We start from the raw sequence: 20,817 nt of genomic DNA, 5'->3' as shown, positions 1-20,817 counted from the left end.
AATTTATCCAGGAGACGGTAATGTCATACAGTGGCGATCGTGAATATACTGCACCGCACAATGCGCTGGTGCCAATGGTGGTTGAACAAACTTCGCGTGGTGAGCGTTCTTACGACATCTACTCCCGTCTGCTTAAAGAGCGCGTTATCTTTCTGACCGGCCAGGTTGAAGATCACATGGCTAATCTGATCGTTGCGCAGATGCTGTTTCTGGAAGCTGAGAACCCGGAAAAAGATATTTATCTCTACATCAACTCTCCGGGCGGCGTGATCACGGCAGGTATGTCGATCTACGACACCATGAAATTTATCAAGCCGGATGTCAGCACCATCTGTATGGGACAGGCCTGTTCAATGGGCGCGTTCCTGCTGACAGCGGGTACTAAAGGCAAGCGTTTCTGTCTGCCAAACTCACGTGTGATGATCCACCAGCCGCTGGGCGGCTATCAGGGCCAGGCTTCAGACATTGAAATCCATGCGCGTGAAATCCTTAAAGTTAAACAGCGTATGAATGAGCTGATGGCTGAGCACACCGGTAAAACGCTGGAAGAAATTGAGCGTGATACTGAGCGTGACCGTTTCCTCTCTGCAAATGAAGCGGTAGAGTATGGATTAGTCGATTCAATTCTGACGCATCGCCAATAAGACCCGACTGACCGTTGTCCCTGGTCTATAGTTAACAGGACAACGGTACTATTATGGGTTGAATGAATTTCGGCCGTCTCTGCACGGCCTGAGCCGTACGCGGGTATGGCCTGAGAACAAGAAGAGGTTAACTGATGACAGATAAGCGCAAAGACGGTTCAGGGAAGTTGCTGTACTGCTCTTTTTGCGGCAAAAGCCAGCATGAAGTGCGAAAGCTGATTGCCGGGCCGTCAGTGTATATCTGCGATGAATGTGTTGACCTGTGCAACGACATCATTCGCGAAGAGATTAAAGAAGTTGCCCCGCATCGTGAACGCAGTGCGTTGCCAACCCCGCACGAAATTCGCCATCACCTCGATGATTATGTCATCGGTCAGGAAAGAGCGAAGAAAGTGCTGGCGGTTGCGGTTTACAACCACTACAAGCGTCTGCGTAATGGCGATACCAGCAATGGCATCGAACTGGGCAAAAGTAACATTCTGCTGATTGGTCCGACCGGTAGTGGTAAAACGCTGCTGGCAGAAACGCTGGCGCGCCTGCTGGATGTGCCATTCACCATGGCTGACGCCACCACGCTGACTGAAGCCGGTTACGTGGGTGAAGACGTTGAAAACATCATCCAGAAACTGCTCCAGAAGTGCGACTACGACGTACAGAAAGCGCAGCGCGGCATCGTTTACATCGATGAAATCGACAAAATCTCACGTAAGTCTGACAACCCGTCTATCACCCGTGACGTATCAGGTGAAGGCGTTCAGCAGGCACTGCTTAAGCTGATTGAAGGCACCGTCGCTGCCGTTCCACCGCAGGGTGGCCGTAAGCATCCGCAGCAGGAATTTTTGCAGGTTGATACCTCGAAAATTCTGTTTATCTGCGGCGGTGCATTCGCCGGACTGGATAAAGTGATCTCCCAGCGTGTGGAAACCGGATCCGGTATCGGCTTCGGCGCTACCGTGAAAGGGAAATCGCAGAAAGCCAGCGAAGGCGAGCTTCTTTCACAGTGTGAACCTGAAGATTTGATCAAGTTTGGTCTGATCCCTGAGTTCATTGGTCGTCTGCCGGTGGTAGCGACGCTGAGCGAGCTGAGTGAAGAAGCGCTGATTCAGATCCTGCGTGAGCCGAAAAACGCCCTGACAAAACAGTACCAGGCGCTGTTTAACCTGGAAGGTGTTGAGCTGGAGTTCCGTGACGAGGCGTTAACCGCCATCGCGAAAAAAGCGATGTCACGTAAAACCGGTGCGCGTGGTCTGCGTTCTATCGTTGAAGGCGCGTTGCTGGAAACGATGTATGACCTGCCTTCCATGGACGACGTAGAAAAAGTAGTGATTGATGAATCAGTTATTGAAGGTCAGTCTGAGCCCATGTTGATCTACGGTAAGCATGAAGCGCAGGCATCTGGCGAATAATTAAACAGATCGTCCATGCTGCTCTACTAAAAAAGGGGAAAATGTTTCCCCTTTTGCTTTTCTCGCCTCTGTGACGTTGAATGTCGGACAATCATCCCCATATACTCAGATACCTGTGGGTTTAACTGCATACCTGCCTGATGCGGTTCCCATCACCTGGCGGACATTAAACAAAGAGAGAGCTCTATGAATCCTGAGCGTTCTGAACGCATTGAAATCCCCGTGTTGCCGCTGCGCGACGTGGTGGTTTATCCGCACATGGTAATTCCGTTGTTTGTTGGCCGGGAAAAATCAATTCGGTGCCTTGAAGCCGCAATGGATCATGATAAAAAAATCATGCTGGTCGCACAGAAAGAGGCTTCAACGGATGAACCTGGCATTAACGATCTCTTTTCAGTAGGGACCGTTGCATCAGTCCTGCAGATGCTGAAACTGCCGGATGGCACTGTCAAAGTCCTGGTTGAAGGTTTACAGCGCGCCCATATTACGACGCTGGCCGACAACGGTGACCATTTTGTGGCACAAGCTGAATATCTGGTTTCGCCAGAGATTGAAGAGCGCGAGCAGGAAGTTCTGGTGCGCACGGCGATCAATCAGTTTGAAGGCTATATCAAACTCAATAAAAAGATCCCACCTGAGGTTTTAACCTCGCTGAACAACATTGACGATGCGGCTCGCCTTGCCGACACCGTTGCAGCACATATGCCACTGAAACTGGCAGACAAACAGTCTGTGCTGGAGATGTCCGACGTCAACGAGCGTCTGGAATATCTGATGGCGATGATGGAATCTGAAATCGATCTGCTGCAGGTTGAGAAGCGCATTCGAAACCGTGTTAAGAAGCAGATGGAGAAGAGCCAGCGCGAGTACTATCTGAATGAGCAGATGAAGGCGATTCAGAAAGAGCTGGGCGAGATGGACGATGCGCCTGACGAGTACGAAGCGTTAAAACGCAAAATCGACGCGGCAAAAATGCCGGAAGAAGCGCGTGAGAAAGCGGAAGCTGAGCTGCAGAAGCTGAAAATGATGTCCCCGATGTCCGCTGAAGCGACCGTCGTTCGCGGCTACATCGACTGGATGGTGCAGGTTCCGTGGAACGCGCGCAGCAAAGTGAAGAAAGATCTGCTTAAAGCGCAGGAGACGCTGGATACCGACCATTACGGCCTTGAGCGCGTGAAGGATCGTATTCTTGAGTATCTTGCGGTTCAGAGCCGTGTCAGCAAAATTAAAGGGCCGATTCTCTGCCTGGTCGGACCGCCAGGGGTAGGTAAAACGTCCCTCGGTCAGTCGATCGCCAAAGCGACCGGACGTAAATATGTGCGTATGGCGCTGGGTGGCGTGCGTGATGAAGCAGAAATCCGCGGTCACCGTCGTACCTACATCGGCTCCATGCCGGGTAAATTAATCCAGAAAATGGCGAAAGTCGGGGTTAAAAACCCGCTGTTCCTGCTGGATGAAATCGACAAGATGTCCTCGGACATGCGCGGCGATCCTGCGTCAGCGCTGCTGGAAGTGCTTGATCCTGAGCAGAACATTGCGTTCAACGATCACTATCTGGAAGTCGACTATGACCTCTCTGATGTGATGTTTGTAGCAACGTCGAACTCAATGAACATCCCGGCACCGCTGCTGGACCGTATGGAAGTGATTCGTCTTTCGGGATATACCGAAGATGAAAAACTGAATATCGCTAAGCAGCATCTGCTGACCAAGCAGATTGAACGCAATGCCCTGAAAGCCAGCGAAATTACGGTTGAAGACAGTGCGATCATCGGCATTATTCGTTACTACACCCGTGAAGCCGGGGTGCGTAGCCTTGAGCGTGAGCTGTCGAAATTATGCCGTAAGGCGGTGAAATCACTGCTGATGGATAAGACGAAAAAGCACATCACCATCAATGGCGAAAACCTCAAGGACTTCCTGGGCGTACAGCGCTTTGACTATGGCCGTGCTGACAGTGAAAACCGTGTTGGTCAGGTGACGGGACTGGCGTGGACGGAAGTGGGCGGCGATCTGCTGACCATCGAAACCGCCTGCGTGCCGGGTAAAGGCAAGCTGACTTACACCGGTTCTCTGGGTGAAGTGATGCAGGAGTCGATTCAGGCTGCGCTGACCGTGGTGCGTGCCCGTGCCGAGAAGCTGGGCATCAATGGCGACTTCTACGAAAAACGTGATATTCACGTTCACGTGCCAGAAGGTGCCACACCGAAAGATGGTCCAAGTGCCGGTATCGCGATGTGTACCGCGCTGGTTTCCTGTCTGACCGGTAACCCGGTGCGTGCGGATGTCGCCATGACCGGTGAGATCACCCTGCGTGGTCAGGTACTGCCGATTGGCGGGCTGAAAGAGAAACTGCTGGCAGCGCACCGTGGTGGCATCAAAACCGTGCTGATCCCGGACGACAACAAGCGCGACCTGGAAGAAATTCCACAGAACGTGATTGCCGACCTGGAAATCCATCCGGTGAAACGCATTGAAGAGGTGCTGAATCTGGCACTGGAAAATGCGCCTTACGGCATGCAGGTCGCAACAGCAAAATAGTGATTAACGGCATAAACCGTTAAAAAGCGGAGCTGGCAAGGCAATTGGCGCTTGCCAGCTTTTTTTTGTGCCGCTAATTTAGGTGGCTGTCGACGCGACGTTCTCAGAGAAATTCCGTTGTTTCGGCTCCACAGGCTTGATATAACTTGCTGCGCGTTCGTACCCGGCCGGAAGCCCGGTACGATGTGAAATAATAAAAGAGGGGATGAAGAGAGTGAATAAGTCACAATTGATCGACAAAATTGCTGCCGATGCTGATATTTCTAAAGCTGCAGCAGGACGTGTTTTAGATGCATTTATGGGCTCAGTTTCAGATGCTCTGAAAGAGGGTGATGAAGTGGCTCTGGTCGGCTTCGGCACATTCTCTGTACGTGACCGCGCTGCACGTACCGGCCGCAACCCGCAAACCGGTAAAGAGATCACCATCCCGGCCGGTAAAGTACCCGGTTTCCGCGCGGGTAAAGCATTGAAAGACGCTGTCAATTAATAACAACGAATAGATTCATTGACGCATTTTCTTCAGTGGATTAGAGGACGATTAACCCGTTCTCATGTAACATACGGGCACATCAATGAGATGTGCCTTTTTTGTTTTAACCGGTGCGAATCGGGCCGTAAGATGGACCTGGACCGGATTGAGACTGCCAGCTAAGCCAGCAGTTGCGTGAGTCGCCAGCCAGTGGCGAATTGCGACCGGGCTTTACATTCACACTACAGCGGAGTGTTGCCATACCATGATGGACAATTTACGCGCGGCGTCGAACCATGTCGTGCTCAAGATTATTCTGGGACTGATTATCGTCTCCTTTGTGCTGACAGGCGTTGGCAACTATCTGATTGGCGGCAATAACGATTATGCGGCCAAAGTTAACGGTCAGGAGATTAGCCGGGGACAGCTGGAGCAGGCATTCAACAGTGAGCGCAGTCGTCAGCAGCAGATGCTGGGCGACCAGTTCTCTCAACTGGCCAGCAACGATGGCTACATGCAGCAGATCCGTCAGCAGGCGCTGTCGCAGTTAATCGATCAGGCGCTGCTCGACAGCTACATCAAAGATCTTCACCTCAGTATCAGTGATGATCAGGTTAAGCAGGCTATCTTCGAACAGCAGGCTTTCCAGACCAACGGCAAATTCGACAATGCTAAATATCTGGCGGTGATCGGCAACATGCGTTTCAGCGCAGACCAGTATGCCGAAGCGCTGCGTAAGCAACTCTCTAATCAGCAGCTGATCAATGCCGTGGCGAACACCGACTTCACGCTGAAAGGCGAAGCCAGCAAACTGGTGGACCTGGTTTCACAGCAGCGTGATATTCGTCAGGCGACGCTGGACGTTAATGCCCTGGCGGCGAAACAAACCGTCACCGATGACGAAATCAGCCAGTATTATCAGCAGCATAAAAGCAGCTTTATGGCACCGGAACAGTTCCGCGTCAGCTACATCCTGATGGATGCCGCCAGCATGCAGCAGGATGCCAGCGAAGCAGATGTTCAGGCCTGGTACGACCAGCATAAAGCAGACTATTCGCAACCACAGCGTAATCGCTACAGCGTCATTCAGACTAAAACTGAAGCGGATGCCAATGCGGTACTGGCTCAGCTGAAAGGTGGCGCCAGCTTTGCGGATGTGGCGAAAGCCAAATCAATCGACCCTATCTCTGCGCGTAAGGGCGGGGATATGGGCTGGCTGGAACCGTCAACGACGCCCGATGAGCTGAAAAATGCGGGTCTGACTGAAAAAGGCCAGATGTCAGGCGTGATCAAATCTTCAGTGGGCTTCCTGGTTGTTCGTCTCGACGATATTCAGCCAGAACAGGTTAAGCCACTGGATGAGGTTCGCACGACTGTTGCAGCGAAAGTGAAACAGGAGAAGGGCGTTGATGCCTTCTACAAACTGCAACAGAAAGTCAGCGAAGCGGCCAGCAATGACAATGAGTCACTGGCAGGTGCCGAGCAGGCGTCTGGTCTGAAAGCGAAAGAGACCGGCTGGTTCAGTCAGGACACGCTGCCAGACGCACTTAACTTTGATGCGGTGAAGCAGGCGATCTTCAACGGTGGTCTGGTCGGTCAAAACGGTGCACCGGGCAACAACTCCGATATCATCACTGTCGATGGCGACCGTGCCTTTGTACTGCGTATCAGCGAGCACAAACCGGAAGCGGTAAAACCGCTGGAGCAGGTTAAAGCGCAAATTACGGATACGCTGAAGCATGACAAAGCGACGCAGCAGGCTAAAGCACAGGCCGATAAACTGCTGGCCGATCTCAAGGCTGGCAAGCAGGATGCACTGGCTGCGGCAGGCCTGACGCTGAGCGCCAGCAAAACCGTTGACCGCAATGCGCAGGATCCGGTAGCACAGGCCGCCTTTAATCTCCCTCAGCCTGCAGACAACAAGCCTTCATGGGGTGTCAGCGAAGATATGCAGGGCAATGTGGTGCTGGTGGCCGTTGATAAAGTGAAAACTGGCAGCATGCCGCAGGCGCAGATTGACGAGATGATCAAAGGCGTCACGCAGAATAATGCGCAGCTGACGTTTGAAGCGTTACTGCAAAACCTGCGTAAAGAGGCCAAAATTAAGTACGGCGCTGCCGCACAAATGCAGTAAGCCTCGCAAAATTTACGCAACGACTGTAACAATCAAAGGCCGCATTCGCGGCCTTTTCCATTTCTGTAATCCCGCTTTTGAGCCTTTTACGCCGTAGTGCCACTCTGTCGTTGCTGTTTACACACAAGGAGAAACACAGCATGGCTAAACCTAAACTCATTGCCTTTTATCTCTCGCTCGCGCTGGGCGGCGCACTCTGTCACAGCAGCGTCTCTGCGGCACCTGAACCTGCCAGTTCAGCTGTCTCGCAGAGCTCACCTGCGTCGAAGCCGGCGGCAGCCGTGCCGCCTCTGCAGGAGCAGGTCAGCATTAATGAAGCGACAGCGGAAGAGCTCTCTGCCGCCATGAATGGCGTAGGGCTGAAAAAAGCACAGGCGATTGTGAACTACCGCGATCAGTACGGACCCTTTAGCGCGGTTCAGCAACTCAGTGAAGTGCCAGGCATCGGCAATGCGCTGATAGAGCGAAATGCGGCCCGGCTGAAATTGTGAAGCAGTACACATCTGTGATGCTTAACCCACGATAAACAGACGACTCTGCTAAAGTGAACAGGTCCAACCAGTTAACTCACAGCAGCAGGAGAGCATGAACATGCAGACCACCATAAAAGTGCGCGGCTATCATCTGGATGTCTATCAGCACGTCAACAATGCGCGCTATCTTGAGTTTCTTGAGGAGGCTCGCTGGCAATGGCTGGAAGAGGTTGAGGCCTTCCACTGGTTGCAGGAACAGAAACTGGCTTTTGTGGTGGTCAACATCAACATCAATTACCGTCGCCCGGCAGTACTGGGCGACGTACTGAGTATCGACAGTGAGATTACGCAGTTAAATGGCAGAAGCGGCATCATTGCCCAGCGGGTTTTGCTGGCGGGCCAGGAGACCGTGGTGGCCGATGCCGCCCTCACATTTGTCTGTATTGATTTGCGGACCCAGAAGGCAGTTGCGCTGGAAGGGGCGTTACGTGAGCGGCTGATGCGCCTGATGGTATGAGCTGATAGAAAGGCGGCAAACCGGATGACTTTGCCGCCACGCTGGCAGCCTTAGTTAAGGCCGCTCTTCGCTTTCATCGCTGCCATGACGGCAGTGCGATCGTTGAGATAACCCTGTAAGCCCTTGGCGCGTAAATGACAGGCAGCACACTCACCACATCCATCACCTTTCACACCGTTATAGCAGGTCAGCGTCTGCTCGCGTACCAGTGCAAGTTGCTGCCAGTAATCGGCCAGTGCCCAGGTTTCCGCTTTATTGAGCCACATCAGCGGCGTCTCAAAACGGACATCACGCGCCATGCCAAGTGACACCGCGTGGTTCAGCGCTTTAACAAACTCATCGCGGCAATCGGGATAGCCAGAAAAGTCGGTTTCGCAGACGCCGGTGATGACCGCTTCCGCTTCTACCTGATAGGCGTAAACCGAGGCCAGCGTCAGAAAGAGAATATTCCGTCCCGGTACGAAAGTGCTGGGTAATCCACTGGCCTCAGGATTGTAAGCCGGCACCGGAATATTATCCCGCGTCAGGCTGCTGACGGCGAGTTCGTTCAGCATGGTCACGTCCAGCACTTTATGCGCACGCGCACCCAGGGTAATCGCCAGATCGCGGGCCACCTCGATCTCTTCCCGGTGGCGTTGTCCATAGTCAAAAGTGACGCAGTGGACTTCATCATAAAGCTGTAAAGCCTGAATCAGGCAGGTAGTGGAGTCTTGTCCACCGCTGAAAACTACAACAGCGCGTTTCATGGTGTTTTCCTGATCATTAATTTTGTGCTTATGGTAATGCCTTAGTCCGCTGCTGAACAGCTGCCTGGCGGATCAATGGGCGGCGGAATCCATGCGCGGCTGAAATCAAACCAGCCCAGCGTGTTCAGTTCAATTCCTTCAACCGCAGGGGGGGCATAAATCTGGTAGCGATAATTAAAGAGGGGCAGCAGGATACCGTCGCTCATCAGTTGATGATAAAGCTGCTGCAGCGCACGGGTTCGACGGTCGCCGTCGGCTATTTGCTGGATACGCAGCAGTTTCGCCTGGACTTCTTCCCCTTCAGGTGTGGGCCACAACGGTCGCCATAGCGGGTCACTCTGTAACCAGCTGGCCAGGGTGAAAACCGGCGCATCGCCAATCAGCCTGTCCCCCATCACGATATCGGCCTCATCAGGCGGATCGATGCGGTGCCAGCTTTTTACCGGGTGAAAAACAACGTTCAGACTACAGCCGTGCTGTTTTAACAGGGCGACCAGCGCCTGTGACATCTGATGCAGTTCAACCGGCAACTGATAATGCAGCGTCAGCGTTGCTGGCAAGCGCACCGGGGGGCTATCAATCTGCGGCACAGTCCAGCCGGGTAACAGCTCTTTGCTGGGGGTGATTAATCCCTCGTCCAGGGGTAACCGGCTGACGATGCCGCTTTGCTGAATCAGCTGGAAAAGCGTGCGCGCCTGCCCGGATGTAAAACCGGCTCGTGGCCGACAGACCAGATAACAGAAGCCGAGACTGATGCTGCTGCTGACGGGTTGTAATGTCCTGAGCTCTGCGACATCGCCAATCGCAATCTGCACCGGATGGCGACAGCTGCTGCCCAGGCTGGGGTCAAAAAGCTGCGGGGTAATCCAGTACTCCACCGCCTGTAGCAGCGGACGCTGCAGATGCCAGCGCGCGTGACTTTCAATCCTGACCAGCTCAGCGCTGAAGTGCCGCAGTTTCCACGGCCCGCTGCCTGTAGCCGGGTCATCAGGATGGGGCAACAGGCACAACAGATGAGCAAGGCGGTGAGGCAGCCAGAAATCAGGCCGTTGCAGGTTAAACCGCAGCGCTAACGGGTGGGGGGCATCCACGCTGATCACATCAGCAAGCAATACTCTGACACGCGTATCCTGCAGCAGCTGGCGAAACTGCGCCACCAGTTGTTCAGCCTGAACCGGCTCGTCGTTGTGCCACATCAGCTGGGGGCGCAACCAGAATAGCCAGCTGCATGACGCTTCATCATGCTGCCAGTGATGCGCCAGATCGCCGACCGGTTCATCCTGTTCGAAACGGGTCAGGCCGGAATAGAGCTGGCGAACCAGGTGTTGTTCAGCCCGTCCGGTGATCTGGCGAGGTTGCGCACTCTCCATCGGGCGGTAATAAGGAATGCGCAGAACCGGGGTGTCATTCTGCCACTGTCCGCCCATCAACGGTCGCAGCATATTGATGAGCCTTTCCGGCGGCAGATCCAGCAGCTGTAAAGCGTCAGCTGCCTCTCCGGCATCAAGCTGCTGTTGCAGCAACTGCTGTCGTAACTGTTCAGGCGTAAGCAGAAACGCCAGGTGTCCCTGTTTGCCACGGCCTGGTTCGCCATGCCAGCTGAGCCAGCCTGCATGCTGCCATTGTGACAGCAGCGTGCGGAGATGACGCTCGCTGCAGATGCAGTGGCGTGCCATTTCTGCCACACAGGTCTGCTGAGGCGCGCCCTGGCTCTGCTGCCACAGACGCTGAAACTGATTAAGGCGGTTTAGCTGGCGCATGTTAAACCCGGAACACTTTTTTTAAAGTATTCACTATTAGTTCCGCAATTAACAGGCAATAGTAAGCGCATCTTTTCAGCAGGAGGTAAACCATGGTGCGTTTAGCCGCATTCGATATGGATGGCACCCTATTGCTGCCAAATCATCAGCTGGGTCAGCAGACGCTGGATAGCCTGCAGGCGCTGCATCTGCGCGGGGTTAATCTGGCACTGGCGACGGGTCGCCATCTGCTGGAGATGCAGATTTTACGTGAAAAGTTAATCCTGCCCGCGTGGCTGATTACCGGCAATGGCACGCGCGTACACGATCGCTCCGGCAACCTGATCTTTGCGCGTGATCTGCCTGCTGCTGTGGCTGAAGAGGTCATCCATCGCAACGGGAAGACATCCGCCTCGATCCACATTTTCAACGATCAGGGATGGTTTACCGATCGCGATCAGCCTGAACTGCTGAAAGCCCATCAGATGAGCGGATTTGGCTATCAGCTGTGCGATCTGAAAAGGCTGCCCGCGCGTCAGGTGACAAAAATCTGCTTTATCGATGAGCACCAGCGCCTGTGTCAGCTAAAAACAGAGCTGGATGCCGCACTGGGTGAGCAGGCGAATATCTGCTTTTCTGCCGTGGATTGTCTGGAGGTGTTGCCCGCACACTGTAATAAAGGCAGCGCGCTGGCGCTGTTGTGTGAACATCTTTCGCTGACGATGGCAGAGTGCATGGCGTTCGGCGATGCAATGAATGACAGAGAGATGCTGTCGCAGGCTGGACAGGGGTTCATCATGGGCAATGCGATGGCGCAGCTGAAAGCCGCGCTGCCGCATCTGCCGGTATTAGGGCATTGCGAGACACAGGCGGTGTCTCACTATTTGAATCACTGGCTTGCCACACCCGACCTCGCGTATTCCCCCGAATGCTGAGGATTGCCGTGAGCCGGACAGGATGTCCGGTTTTTTACTCCAGCTCGCGCTGCCACGGCGTGATATCGCCGATATATTTTGCCACCCACTCCGGCTGATAGTAGCTATCGGGATAACGTTCGCCGCTGTCGCACAATAATGTTACCAGTGCTCCCTGCTGATTCGCTGCCCGTAAGCGTTTCGCCACCTGCATCATACCCCAGAAATTGGTGCCGGTAGAGGCACCCGGCTTGCGTCCCAGAATGTTTTCCAGCTTCAGCATGGCGGCGAGCGTCGCACCATCTGGCACTTTGATCATTTCATCAATGACGTCAGGCATAAAAGAGGGCTCCACCCGCGGACGACCAATCCCCTCGATCATGCTGCCGCGTGTGCTGGTGAGGGTTGCATCACGCTGCTGCCAGTAATCGAAAAACACCGAATGCTGCGGATCCACCACCAGCAGTTTCGTTTCCAGACCCTGATAACGAATATAACGGCCCAGCGTTGCTGAGGTGCCGCCAGTGCCCGCACTCATAATGACCGTATGGGGAATCGGATGAGGTTCATGCTGCATCTGACGGAAAATGCTCTCAGCAATATTGTTATTGCCGCGCCAGTCGGTAGCACGTTCAGCGTAGGTAAACTGATCCATAAAATGGCCATTCAGCTCACGCGCCAGCCGTTCAGACTCAGCATAGAGCTGGCAATGATCCTCCACAAAATGGCACTGTCCGCCATAAAAGGTGATCTGTTCAATTTTGCGCCTCGCCGTACTGGCCGGCATTACCGCAATAAAGGGCAGGCCCAGTAGCCTTGCGAAGTACGCCTCAGAAACGGCAGTGCTGCCTGACGAGGCTTCAATAATCGGCGTATCCTGTTTAATCCAGCCGTTGGAGAGACCGTAGAGGAACAGGGACCGAGCCAGCCGATGTTTAAGGCTGCCACTGGGATGGGTGCTTTCATCTTTCAGGTAAAACCAGATGCCGGGAAAGTCCGCCAGATCGAAACGGATCAAATGGGTTTCAGCCGATCGTTGAAAATCAGCGTTAATTTCGTTGATGGCGTGGCGAATCCAGCAGGTCTGCATCTTAATCATCCGGTAAAACGTCGTGCGGCTATTTTATGGCACGTGCAGGAAAAAGAGATTGCAAAAATACCGCTAAAATCGCGGTAATGGAGAAAATGATTCTCCCGGAGTCCCCAATGTTAGATAAAACTGACCTTAAATTGCTCGCACTGCTGCAGCAGGATTGTACGCTGTCGCTGCAGACACTGGCAGATGCCGTCAATCTCACCACCACACCCTGCTGGAAGCGCCTGAAAAAACTGGAAGATGATGGCATTATTCGCGCGCGGGTGGCGTTGCTGGACGGGGACAAAATCGGACTGTCACTCACGGCGTTTATGTTTGTGAAAACCCAGCAGCACAGCCGCGACTGGTATCAGACATTTGTTTCGGTGGTCAACAGCATGCCGGAGGTGATGGCCTTTTACCGCATGGCAGGCGAATATGATTATCTGCTGCGGATTCAGGTGGCCGATATGAAAAGCTATGATGCTTTCTACAAGCGATTAGTGAACGGTGTGCCCGGCCTGATTGATGTGACATCCAGCTTCGCCATGGAAGAGATTAAATACACCACGGCTTTACCTGTCGCCCCCTGAGGGCCTGAGATTGAGAGCAGCGTTGTGCGATTATTCAGTCAATTAAGTTGGTATTTTCTGCGGGAGTGGCGGCGCTACCTGGGCGCGGTCATCCTGCTGATTGTTATTGCTGTTCTGCAGTTGCTGCCGCCGCATGTCGTCGGCGTGATTGTCGATGGTGTAACACGTGACAACATGAGTACCAGCCGCATCCTGATGTGGATTGGTATCATGCTGGCAACTGCAGTGGTGGTCTATCTGCTGCGCTATGTCTGGCGTGTGCTGCTGTTTGGGGCTTCCTACCAGCTGGCGGTTGAGCTGCGCGAAGATTTTTATCGCCAGCTGAGTCGTCAGCAACCTGCATTTTACCTGCGTCACCGCACGGGTGACCTGATTGCGCGCGCCACCAACGATGTGGATCGGGTGGTGTTTGCGGCCGGGGAAGGGGTGCTGACGCTGGTCGACTCGCTGGTGATGGGCTGCGTGGTGCTGCTGGTGATGAGTACGCAGATCAGCTGGCAGCTGACGCTACTTGCGCTGGTGCCGATGCCCATTATGGCGATCGTCATCCATCGCTACGGTAATCAGCTGCATCATCGCTTCAAACTGGCTCAGGCAGCCTTCTCCAGCCTTAACGATCAGACGCAGGAGAGCCTGACGAGCATTCGGATGATCAAATCCTTTGGTCTTGAACAGCACCAGTCGCAGCAATTTTCGGAGATTGCCCGCGATACCGGTGAAAAAAACCTGCGCGTGGCGCGGGTTGATGCCCGCTTCGATCCCACAATCTACATCGCTATCGGCTTCTCAAACCTGCTGGCGATTGGCGGCGGCAGCTGGCTGGTGTGGCATGACCAGATGACGCTGGGGCAGCTCACCAGCTTTGTGATGTATCTTGGCCTGATGATCTGGCCGATGCTGGCGCTGGCGTGGATGTTTAATATTGTCGAACGCGGCAGCGCCGCCTGGAGCCGTATCGGTGCGCTGCTGGCAGAAGCACCGGCGGTGGAGGATGGCGATAAGTCACTGCCACCGGATCCGGGCACGCTGCAGGTCGCGATTCGCGCCTTCCACTATCCGGCCAGTGCGGGGCCGGTGTTAAGCGATGTCAGCTTCCAGCTGAAACCCGGTGAAATGCTGGGGCTGTGCGGGCCAACAGGCAGTGGTAAAAGTACATTACTGAGCCTGATTCAGCGCCACTTTGATATTCAGCAGGGGGATATCCGTTATCACCAGATCCCGCTGCCGCAACTGCGGCTGGACAGCTGGCGCAGTCGTCTGGCCGTAGTCAGCCAGACACCGTTCCTGTTCTCAGACAGCGTGGCGAACAACATTGCGCTGGGGAAACCAGGTGCAACCCAGCAGGAGATTGAACATGCCGCCACGCTGGCCTGCGTGCATGACGATATCCTGCGGTTGCCGCAGGGTTATGAAACGGAAGTCGGGGAGCGGGGTGTGATGCTTTCGGGTGGACAGAAGCAGCGTCTTTCGATTGCCCGTGCACTGTTGCTGAACGCCGAAATCCTGATTCTGGACGACGCACTCTCTGCGGTGGATGGCCGTACTGAACATGAAATCCTGCATAACCTGCGCATCTGGGGACAGGGAAAAACGCTGATTATCAGCGCGCACCGGCTGTCGGCGCTGACAGAGGCCAGTGAAATCCTGGTGTTGCAGCAGGGCAGTGTGGCACAGCGGGGCGATCACGACGCGCTGACCGGCAGTGCTGGCTGGTATCGTGACATGTACCGTTACCAGCAACTCGAGGCCGCGCTGGATGATGATGAAAATGAGAAAGGAGTGCCGCATGGCTAAGTCTGCCCGCTTGTGGCCAACCCTGAAGCGCCTGCTGAGTTACGGTAAGCCCTGGCGCAAATCCCTGTCGCTGGCGGTAGGCATGCTGTGGATCGCGGCGGCGGCGGAAGTGACCGGCCCGGTGCTGGTCAGCTATTTTATCGACAATCTGGTGGCGAAACATCAGATGCCCTGGGGACTGGTCGCCGGGCTGGTGGTCAGTTTTATCCTGCTTCAGCTGCTGGCCGCCGCGCTGCACTACTGGCAGGCGCTGCTGTTCAACCGCGCCGCTATCGGTGTGGTACAGCGGTTACGCAGCGATGTGATGACTGCCGCGCTTTGTCAGCCGCTGAGCGCCTTTGATACGCAGCCGGTTGGGCAGATTATTTCACGCGTTACGAACGACACCGAGGTGATCCGCGATCTCTACGTCACGGTGGTTTCAACCGTACTGCGCAGCGCCGCACTGGTTGGTGCCATGATGGTGGCGATGTTCAGCCTTGACTGGCGCATGGCGCTGGTGGCGATGATGATCTTCCCGCTGGTGCTGGCGGTCATGTTCATCTATCAGCGTTTCAGCACGCCGATCGCCCGCCGGGTTCGCAGCTATCTGGCTGACATCAACAATGGCTTTAACGAAGTGATCAGTGGCATGAGCGTGATTCAGCAGTTTCGTCAGCAGGCGCGTTTTGGTGAGCGCATGGGCGAAGCGAGTCGCTCTCACTATCTGGCGCGCATGGAAACGCTGCGTCTTGATGGCTTTCTGCTGCGTCCGCTGTTGAGCCTGTTTTCAGCAATGGTGCTGTGCGGGCTGCTGATCCTGTTCAGTTTCTCCGTGCCCGGCGTGTTCGAAGTGGGGGTACTGTATGCCTTCATTACTTATCTGGGCCGCCTGAATGAGCCGCTGATTGAGCTGACCACCCAGCAGTCGATGCTGCAGCAGGCGGTGGTATCAGGCGAGCGTATCTTTGAGCTGATGGATGCCGCACAGCAGCAGTATGGTGCCGATCAGCAGCCGCTGGCTTCGGGGAGTATCTCCCTGAATAATCTCAGCTTTGCTTACCGTGAAAACCGCGATGTGCTCAGTGATATTAATCTTGAGGTCGCCCCGCGTGAGTTTGTCGCACTGGTGGGGCATACCGGCAGCGGTAAAAGCACGCTGGCTAACCTGTTGATGGGTTACTACCCGGTGACGCGTGGCGAAATCCGCATTGATGATCGCCCCCTTGGCGACCTGAGTCATGCCGTGCTGCGACGCGGCATTGCGATGGTACAGCAGGATCCGGTGGTGCTGGCCGATACGCTGCTGGCGAATGTGCGGCTGGGCCGCGATATCAGCGAAGAAGCCGTCTGGAAAGTGCTGGAACAGGTGCAGCTGGCAACGCTGGCGCAGGCCCTGCCGGAGGGGATTCATACCCGGCTGGGCGAGCAGGGTAACAACCTGTCGGTCGGACAAAAGCAGCTTCTGGCGCTGGCCCGGGTACTGGTTGACCTGCCGCAGATACTGATCCTCGACGAAGCAACGGCCAATATTGACTCCGGCACCGAGCAGGCCATTCAGCAAACGCTGACGACGCTACGTCAACACAGCACGCTGGTGGTCATTGCGCACCGTCTCTCAACGATTATCGAGGCGGACACTATTCTGGTGCTGCATCGCGGCCGTGTGGTTGAGCAGGGCACTCATCAGCAGCTGCTGGCGATGCAGGGACGTTACTGGCAGATGTATCAGCTGCAGCAGGCAGGTGATGATCTGGCGTCGGGCGTAGCTGTAACATCTGAAAGCTGACTTGCACCTTTTTTGCGCACCTTTATCAGAATAATCTGTATAAATGCACTCCTTTGACGCCTGAAGCACCAAAGGAGTGCACTCTTCTGCTGCGATCTCTGTCACATCCCCTCTCTGTTCCGCATCTGGTTTGAAGCATTCCTTGCTCCGTCTCGCCTGAGTCACTGATTAAGGTCAGTTTTACACTCTGGCACAGGCTTTGCTTATATCCCTGCGTGTCCGTAAACGTTACCTATTTACTCGCTGGAGGGGATCCAATGAAGCTGGTTACCGTCGTAATTAAGCCATTCAAACTGGAGGATGTACGTGAAGCTTTATCCTCTATCGGCATTCAGGGACTGACCGTCTCCGAAGTGAAAGGTTTTGGCCGTCAGAAAGGGCATGCAGAGCTCTATCGTGGCGCTGAATACAGCGTGAACTTCCTGCCGAAGGTCAAAATTGATATTGCTATCGCCGACGATCAGTTAGACGAAGTCGTGGATGTCATCAGTAAAGCGGCGTACACCGGCAAAATTGGCGACGGTAAAATTTTCGTGGCTGAACTGCAGCGCGTCATCCGTATTCGTACCGGCGAGACCGACGAAGCCGCTCTGTAATTAAGACTCAGTACTGTGATGGGATGGAATAAAATGAATAAAATTTTCACTAAGCTGGGTCTTACCAGCCTTGCACTGTTACCCTCACTCGCGATGGCTGCGCCTGCCGTTGCGGACAAGGCTGATAACGCATTTATGATGATTTGCACCGCGCTGGTGCTCTTTATGTCAATTCCAGGTATTGCGCTGTTTTATGGTGGTCTGATTCGCGGCAAAAACGTTCTGTCGATGCTGACGCAGGTTGCCGTTACCTTCTCGCTGGTTTGCGTCTTGTGGGTGGTCTACGGCTACTCCCTGGCCTTCAGTGAAGGCAACGCCTTTTTCGGCGGCTTTGGCTGGGCCATGCTGAAAAACATTCAGCTCACCGCCGTCATGGGCAGCTTCTATCAATATATCCATGTAGCATTCCAGGCGTCGTTTGCCTGTATTACCGTAGGCCTGATCGTTGGCGCTATTGCAGAACGTATCCGTTTCTCTGCGGTGCTGATCTTTGTCGGTGTCTGGCTGACGCTCGCCTATTTACCTATCGCACATATGGTCTGGGCGGGCGGTTTCCTGGCACAGGATGGCGCACTGGACTTTGCTGGCGGTACCGTGGTGCATATTAACGCTGCTGTGGCAGGTCTGGTTGGCGCTTACCTGGTCGGCAAACGTGCGGGCTTCGGTAAAGAGGCTTTCAAACCCCACAACCTGCCGATGGTCTTCACCGGCACCGCCATTCTGTATGTTGGCTGGTTCGGCTTTAACGCCGGTTCAGCGTCAGCTGCAAACGAAATCGCAGCGCTGGCTTTCCTTAACACCGTGGTCGCAACAGCGGGTGCGGTATTGTCATGGACCTTCGGCGAGTGGGCAGTACGTGGTAAGCCTTCGCTGCTGGGTGCCTGTTCAGGCTTCATTGCCGGTCTGGTCGCCATTACCCCAGCCTGTGGTTATGTTGGCGTTGGCGGTGCGTTGATCATCGGTCTGGTCGGCGGACTGGCAGGACTGTGGGGCGTCACCACCCTGAAAAAATGGCTGCGCGTGGACGACCCCTGCGATGTGTTCGGCGTGCATGGCGTGTGCGGCATCGTCGGCTGCATCCTGACTGGCGTGTTTGCTTCTTCTTCTCTGGGCGGCGTGGGTTATGCACAAGGCGTCACCATGGGCCATCAGGTCTGGGTTCAGCTGTTCAGCGTGGGCCTGACAATCGTCTGGTCAGGCGTTGTCGCCTTCATCGGCTTCAAGCTGGCCGATCTGATTGTGGGACTGCGCGTACCGGAAGAGCACGAACGTGAAGGTCTGGATGTCAACAGCCACGGCGAGAATGCTTACAACCAGTAATGGACCGATACTGAAATGAACCATCGGGGGCGAGCAATCGCCCCCTTTTTTTATTCGCTGCGCTGGCGCATCACCCCTTCCTGAACCGTTGAGGCCACCAGCACGCCCTGCTGATTGTAAAACTCGCCCCGAACAAAACCACGTGCGCCAGAAGCGGAGGTGCTGACCACGCTGTAGAGCAGCCATTCAGTGAAGTCGAACGGGCGGTGGAACCACATCGAGTGGTCGATAGTGGCGACCTGCATGTCCGGCTCTAAAAAGCCTTTGCCGTGCGGCTGCAGGGCGACCGGGAGAAAGTTGAGGTCGGAAGCATAGCCGAGCAGATACTGATGGATACGCAGGTCGGCGGGCAGTGGGCCGGTAGCGCGGATCCAGACCTGGCGCTCAGGTTTATCAACATGCCCGCGAAGCGGGTTGTGAATCTGTACCGGACGGATCTCCAGCGGACGTTCAGCAATAAATTTCTCGCGTAACTTTTCTGGCAGCAGGTGCGCCATTTTCTGTGCCATCGCCTGTTCGGTTAACAGGTTTTCTGGCCCTGCCACCTGCGGCATCGGATTCTGATGTTCAAATCCGCTTTCCGGTGACTGGAAAGATGCCGTCATATAAAAAATCGGCTGGCCATTCTGAATGGCACTGACGCGCCGGGCGCTGAAACTTTTGCCATCACGCAGCGTTTCAACATCATAGATAATCGCTTTCTGGCTATCGCCGGGCCGCAAAAAGTAGCTGTGAAAGGAGTGAATAATGCGATCTTCCGCGACGGTTTGCTTTGCGGCATACAGCGCCTGGCCCACCACCTGACCACCAAACACCTGGCGCAGTCCCAGATCTTCGCTCTGGCCGCGATATAAACCCTCTTCCAGTTTTTCCAGATTCAATAAATTCAGCAGATTTTGCAGTGCCTGACTCATGGCGCATTCCTCAATATAGTGACCCGCCCAGTGTGAAAGATCGGACCAGTTGACGTCAATCAGACTTTCAGCTTTGCCTCTGCCAGGCAAAATTTCGTTTTTGTGCCAATATTAAGGACATACGGCGAGTGAAGCGCTGTAAGCAGGATTCGCTGCCGACAATCATTTTGATCAAATGGAGACGACATCAATGAAACTCAGGCATGTGTTCAGTGGGGTAGTTATGGCGGTTGCTGTTGCGGGATGCGCCGACAAGAGTAAACCCGTGCCAACCCCAACGCTGGGTTCTGCAATTGCAGGACAGACGGCCGCGATTGCGCAGCCAAACGTAAGTGGTTCAGTCTTTATCCGCCAGCGCATTGCGCTGCCGCCGGATGCGGTATTAACCGTGACGCTCTCTGATGCCTCTGTGTCCGACGCACCATCAAAAGTGCTGTCTCAGCGCGTGGTACGTACCGAAGGCAAACAGGCGCCGTTCCAGTTTGTCCTGCCATTTAATCCGGCCGACATCCAGCCCAACGCGCGCATTCTGTTAAGCGCAGCCATCTCAATTGACGGCAAGCTGGCCTTTGTCACTGAAGGCGTGAAGCCGGTCATCAACCAGGGCGGCACCAAAGCGGAACTGGTACTGGTACCCGTACCGTCAATGGCGATGCCAACCCAGCCGGGCGCGGCGACTACGGTGCCTTCGACTTCACCGACGCAGGTGACGCCGTCTGCTGCTGTTCCGGCACCAACCCATATTTAATTCTCTATCGGGGCGACTTTCGTCGCCCCTTTTATCCTGCCAGAAATTGCCAGCGATACGTCGCCAGATCGAGCTGCCCGTCATCACTCACCGCTATTCCTTCTGCTTCAAGTGCATCCCGCTGACGCAACAGACGGTCACCCTGCAGTGAGATAGTGCCATGACGATTGACGACGCGATGCCAGGGAAGGGTGCTGCCTTCGGGTAACCGGCTCAGCACGCCGCCGACCTGGCGTGCCGCGCGTGGCGAACCGGCCAGTCGCGCTACATCGCCATAGGTCGTGACCTTGCCATAGGGAATGGCGGCAACAATTTGCCAGATGCGCTGCTGGAAAGTGTCAGGTTGATCCATGTGCTTATTTCATCAGGAAAAAGGGGGTTAACTTTAGCATGAGGAGGGAAAGGGGAAAGCGTCAACCCGGCGGT

The 20,817-nt window shown here is 54.8% G+C and carries 19 protein-coding genes; 14 read left to right on the top strand and 5 right to left on the bottom strand.

Annotated elements, in window-relative coordinates:
- Nucleotides 1–20: 20 nt before the first annotated feature.
- The 7 genes from clpP to N5J69_RS09700 all read left to right on the top strand — a co-directional run bounded on the left by clpP (nt 21) and on the right by N5J69_RS09700 (nt 8,184).
- Nucleotides 21–644: an ATP-dependent Clp endopeptidase proteolytic subunit ClpP gene (clpP, locus tag N5J69_RS09730; RefSeq protein ID WP_010255410.1), complete on the top strand. Its 624-nt coding sequence runs from the start codon at nt 21–23 to the stop codon at nt 642–644.
- Nucleotides 645–778: 134 nt separating this feature from the next.
- On the top strand, nt 779–2,050 hold the full coding sequence (gene clpX, locus N5J69_RS09725; protein WP_003850494.1) for an ATP-dependent protease ATP-binding subunit ClpX: 1,272 nt from the start codon (nt 779–781) through the stop codon (nt 2,048–2,050).
- 186 nt (nt 2,051–2,236) lie between these two features.
- The gene (gene lon / locus N5J69_RS09720) at nt 2,237–4,591 is read left to right on the top strand and encodes an endopeptidase La (protein ID WP_279769903.1); all 2,355 of its coding nucleotides are present in this window, start codon (nt 2,237–2,239) and stop codon (nt 4,589–4,591) included.
- A gap of 214 nt (nt 4,592–4,805) precedes the next feature.
- Nucleotides 4,806–5,078, top strand: coding sequence for a nucleoid-associated protein HU-beta (gene hupB / locus N5J69_RS09715; RefSeq protein ID WP_033731763.1), 273 nt, complete (start codon nt 4,806–4,808; stop codon nt 5,076–5,078).
- Nucleotides 5,079–5,325: 247 nt separating this feature from the next.
- Complete coding sequence (gene ppiD, locus N5J69_RS09710; RefSeq protein WP_279769900.1) at nt 5,326–7,194, top strand: peptidylprolyl isomerase; 1,869 nt, start codon at nt 5,326–5,328, stop codon at nt 7,192–7,194.
- Between the two features lie 140 nt (nt 7,195–7,334).
- The gene (locus tag N5J69_RS09705) at nt 7,335–7,685 is read left to right on the top strand and encodes a helix-hairpin-helix domain-containing protein (RefSeq protein ID WP_279769898.1); all 351 of its coding nucleotides are present in this window, start codon (nt 7,335–7,337) and stop codon (nt 7,683–7,685) included.
- A 100-nt stretch (nt 7,686–7,785) separates the two neighbouring features.
- Nucleotides 7,786–8,184: a YbgC/FadM family acyl-CoA thioesterase gene (locus N5J69_RS09700; protein WP_279769896.1), complete on the top strand. Its 399-nt coding sequence runs from the start codon at nt 7,786–7,788 to the stop codon at nt 8,182–8,184.
- Nucleotides 8,185–8,234: 50 nt separating this feature from the next.
- Here the strand turns inward: N5J69_RS09700 and queC are convergent, their stop codons facing one another.
- Both queC and N5J69_RS09690 read right to left on the bottom strand, forming a co-directional pair.
- Entirely contained in the window at nt 8,235–8,930 is a 696-nt protein-coding gene (queC, locus tag N5J69_RS09695; protein WP_279769894.1) for a 7-cyano-7-deazaguanine synthase QueC, read from the bottom strand.
- A gap of 41 nt (nt 8,931–8,971) precedes the next feature.
- Entirely contained in the window at nt 8,972–10,690 is a 1,719-nt protein-coding gene (locus N5J69_RS09690) for an SgrR family transcriptional regulator (RefSeq protein ID WP_279769892.1), read from the bottom strand.
- A 92-nt stretch (nt 10,691–10,782) separates the two neighbouring features.
- Between N5J69_RS09690 and cof the strand changes: the two genes are divergently transcribed.
- Complete coding sequence (cof, locus tag N5J69_RS09685; protein WP_279769890.1) at nt 10,783–11,604, top strand: HMP-PP phosphatase; 822 nt, start codon at nt 10,783–10,785, stop codon at nt 11,602–11,604.
- A gap of 34 nt (nt 11,605–11,638) precedes the next feature.
- On the opposite strand, the gene N5J69_RS09680 is transcribed toward cof, so the two are convergent.
- Nucleotides 11,639–12,673, bottom strand: coding sequence for a PLP-dependent cysteine synthase family protein (locus tag N5J69_RS09680; RefSeq protein ID WP_279769888.1), 1,035 nt, complete (start codon nt 12,671–12,673; stop codon nt 11,639–11,641).
- Nucleotides 12,674–12,789: 116 nt separating this feature from the next.
- Here N5J69_RS09680 and N5J69_RS09675 point away from each other — a divergent pair, with 116 nt between their 5' ends.
- The 5 genes from N5J69_RS09675 to amtB all read left to right on the top strand — a co-directional run bounded on the left by N5J69_RS09675 (nt 12,790) and on the right by amtB (nt 18,729).
- Nucleotides 12,790–13,251 (top strand): Lrp/AsnC family transcriptional regulator, encoded by a 462-nt coding sequence (locus tag N5J69_RS09675; RefSeq protein ID WP_279769886.1) that lies wholly within the window; start codon nt 12,790–12,792, stop codon nt 13,249–13,251.
- A 24-nt stretch (nt 13,252–13,275) separates the two neighbouring features.
- On the top strand, nt 13,276–15,045 hold the full coding sequence (locus tag N5J69_RS09670; protein WP_279769884.1) for a SmdA family multidrug ABC transporter permease/ATP-binding protein: 1,770 nt from the start codon (nt 13,276–13,278) through the stop codon (nt 15,043–15,045).
- Nucleotides 15,038–16,813, top strand: a complete 1,776-nt coding sequence (locus N5J69_RS09665; RefSeq protein ID WP_279769883.1) for a SmdB family multidrug efflux ABC transporter permease/ATP-binding protein — start codon at nt 15,038–15,040, stop codon at nt 16,811–16,813. The genes N5J69_RS09670 and N5J69_RS09665 overlap by 8 nt, the downstream gene beginning before the upstream one ends.
- A gap of 257 nt (nt 16,814–17,070) precedes the next feature.
- The gene (gene glnK, locus N5J69_RS09660) at nt 17,071–17,409 is read left to right on the top strand and encodes a P-II family nitrogen regulator (RefSeq protein WP_003850469.1); all 339 of its coding nucleotides are present in this window, start codon (nt 17,071–17,073) and stop codon (nt 17,407–17,409) included.
- 33 nt (nt 17,410–17,442) lie between these two features.
- Nucleotides 17,443–18,729: an ammonium transporter AmtB gene (gene amtB / locus N5J69_RS09655; RefSeq protein WP_279769881.1), complete on the top strand. Its 1,287-nt coding sequence runs from the start codon at nt 17,443–17,445 to the stop codon at nt 18,727–18,729.
- Nucleotides 18,730–18,779: 50 nt separating this feature from the next.
- Here amtB and tesB read toward each other — a convergent pair whose 3' ends face one another.
- Nucleotides 18,780–19,643, bottom strand: a complete 864-nt coding sequence (tesB, locus tag N5J69_RS09650) for an acyl-CoA thioesterase II (protein ID WP_279769879.1) — start codon at nt 19,641–19,643, stop codon at nt 18,780–18,782.
- A gap of 190 nt (nt 19,644–19,833) precedes the next feature.
- On the opposite strand from tesB, the gene N5J69_RS09645 reads away from it, so the two are divergent.
- On the top strand, nt 19,834–20,391 hold the full coding sequence (locus N5J69_RS09645; protein WP_279769878.1) for a YbaY family lipoprotein: 558 nt from the start codon (nt 19,834–19,836) through the stop codon (nt 20,389–20,391).
- Nucleotides 20,392–20,422: 31 nt separating this feature from the next.
- On the opposite strand, the gene N5J69_RS09640 is transcribed toward N5J69_RS09645, so the two are convergent.
- Entirely contained in the window at nt 20,423–20,743 is a 321-nt protein-coding gene (locus N5J69_RS09640) for an MGMT family protein (RefSeq protein ID WP_279769876.1), read from the bottom strand.
- Between the last annotated feature and the right edge of the window lie 74 nt (nt 20,744–20,817).

Origin of the sequence: Pantoea sp. GD03673 (assembly GCF_029844725.1) — a bacterium.
Taxonomy (GTDB): domain Bacteria; phylum Pseudomonadota; class Gammaproteobacteria; order Enterobacterales; family Enterobacteriaceae; genus Pantoea.
This window is presented reverse-complemented; position numbering and strand designations above follow the sequence as displayed.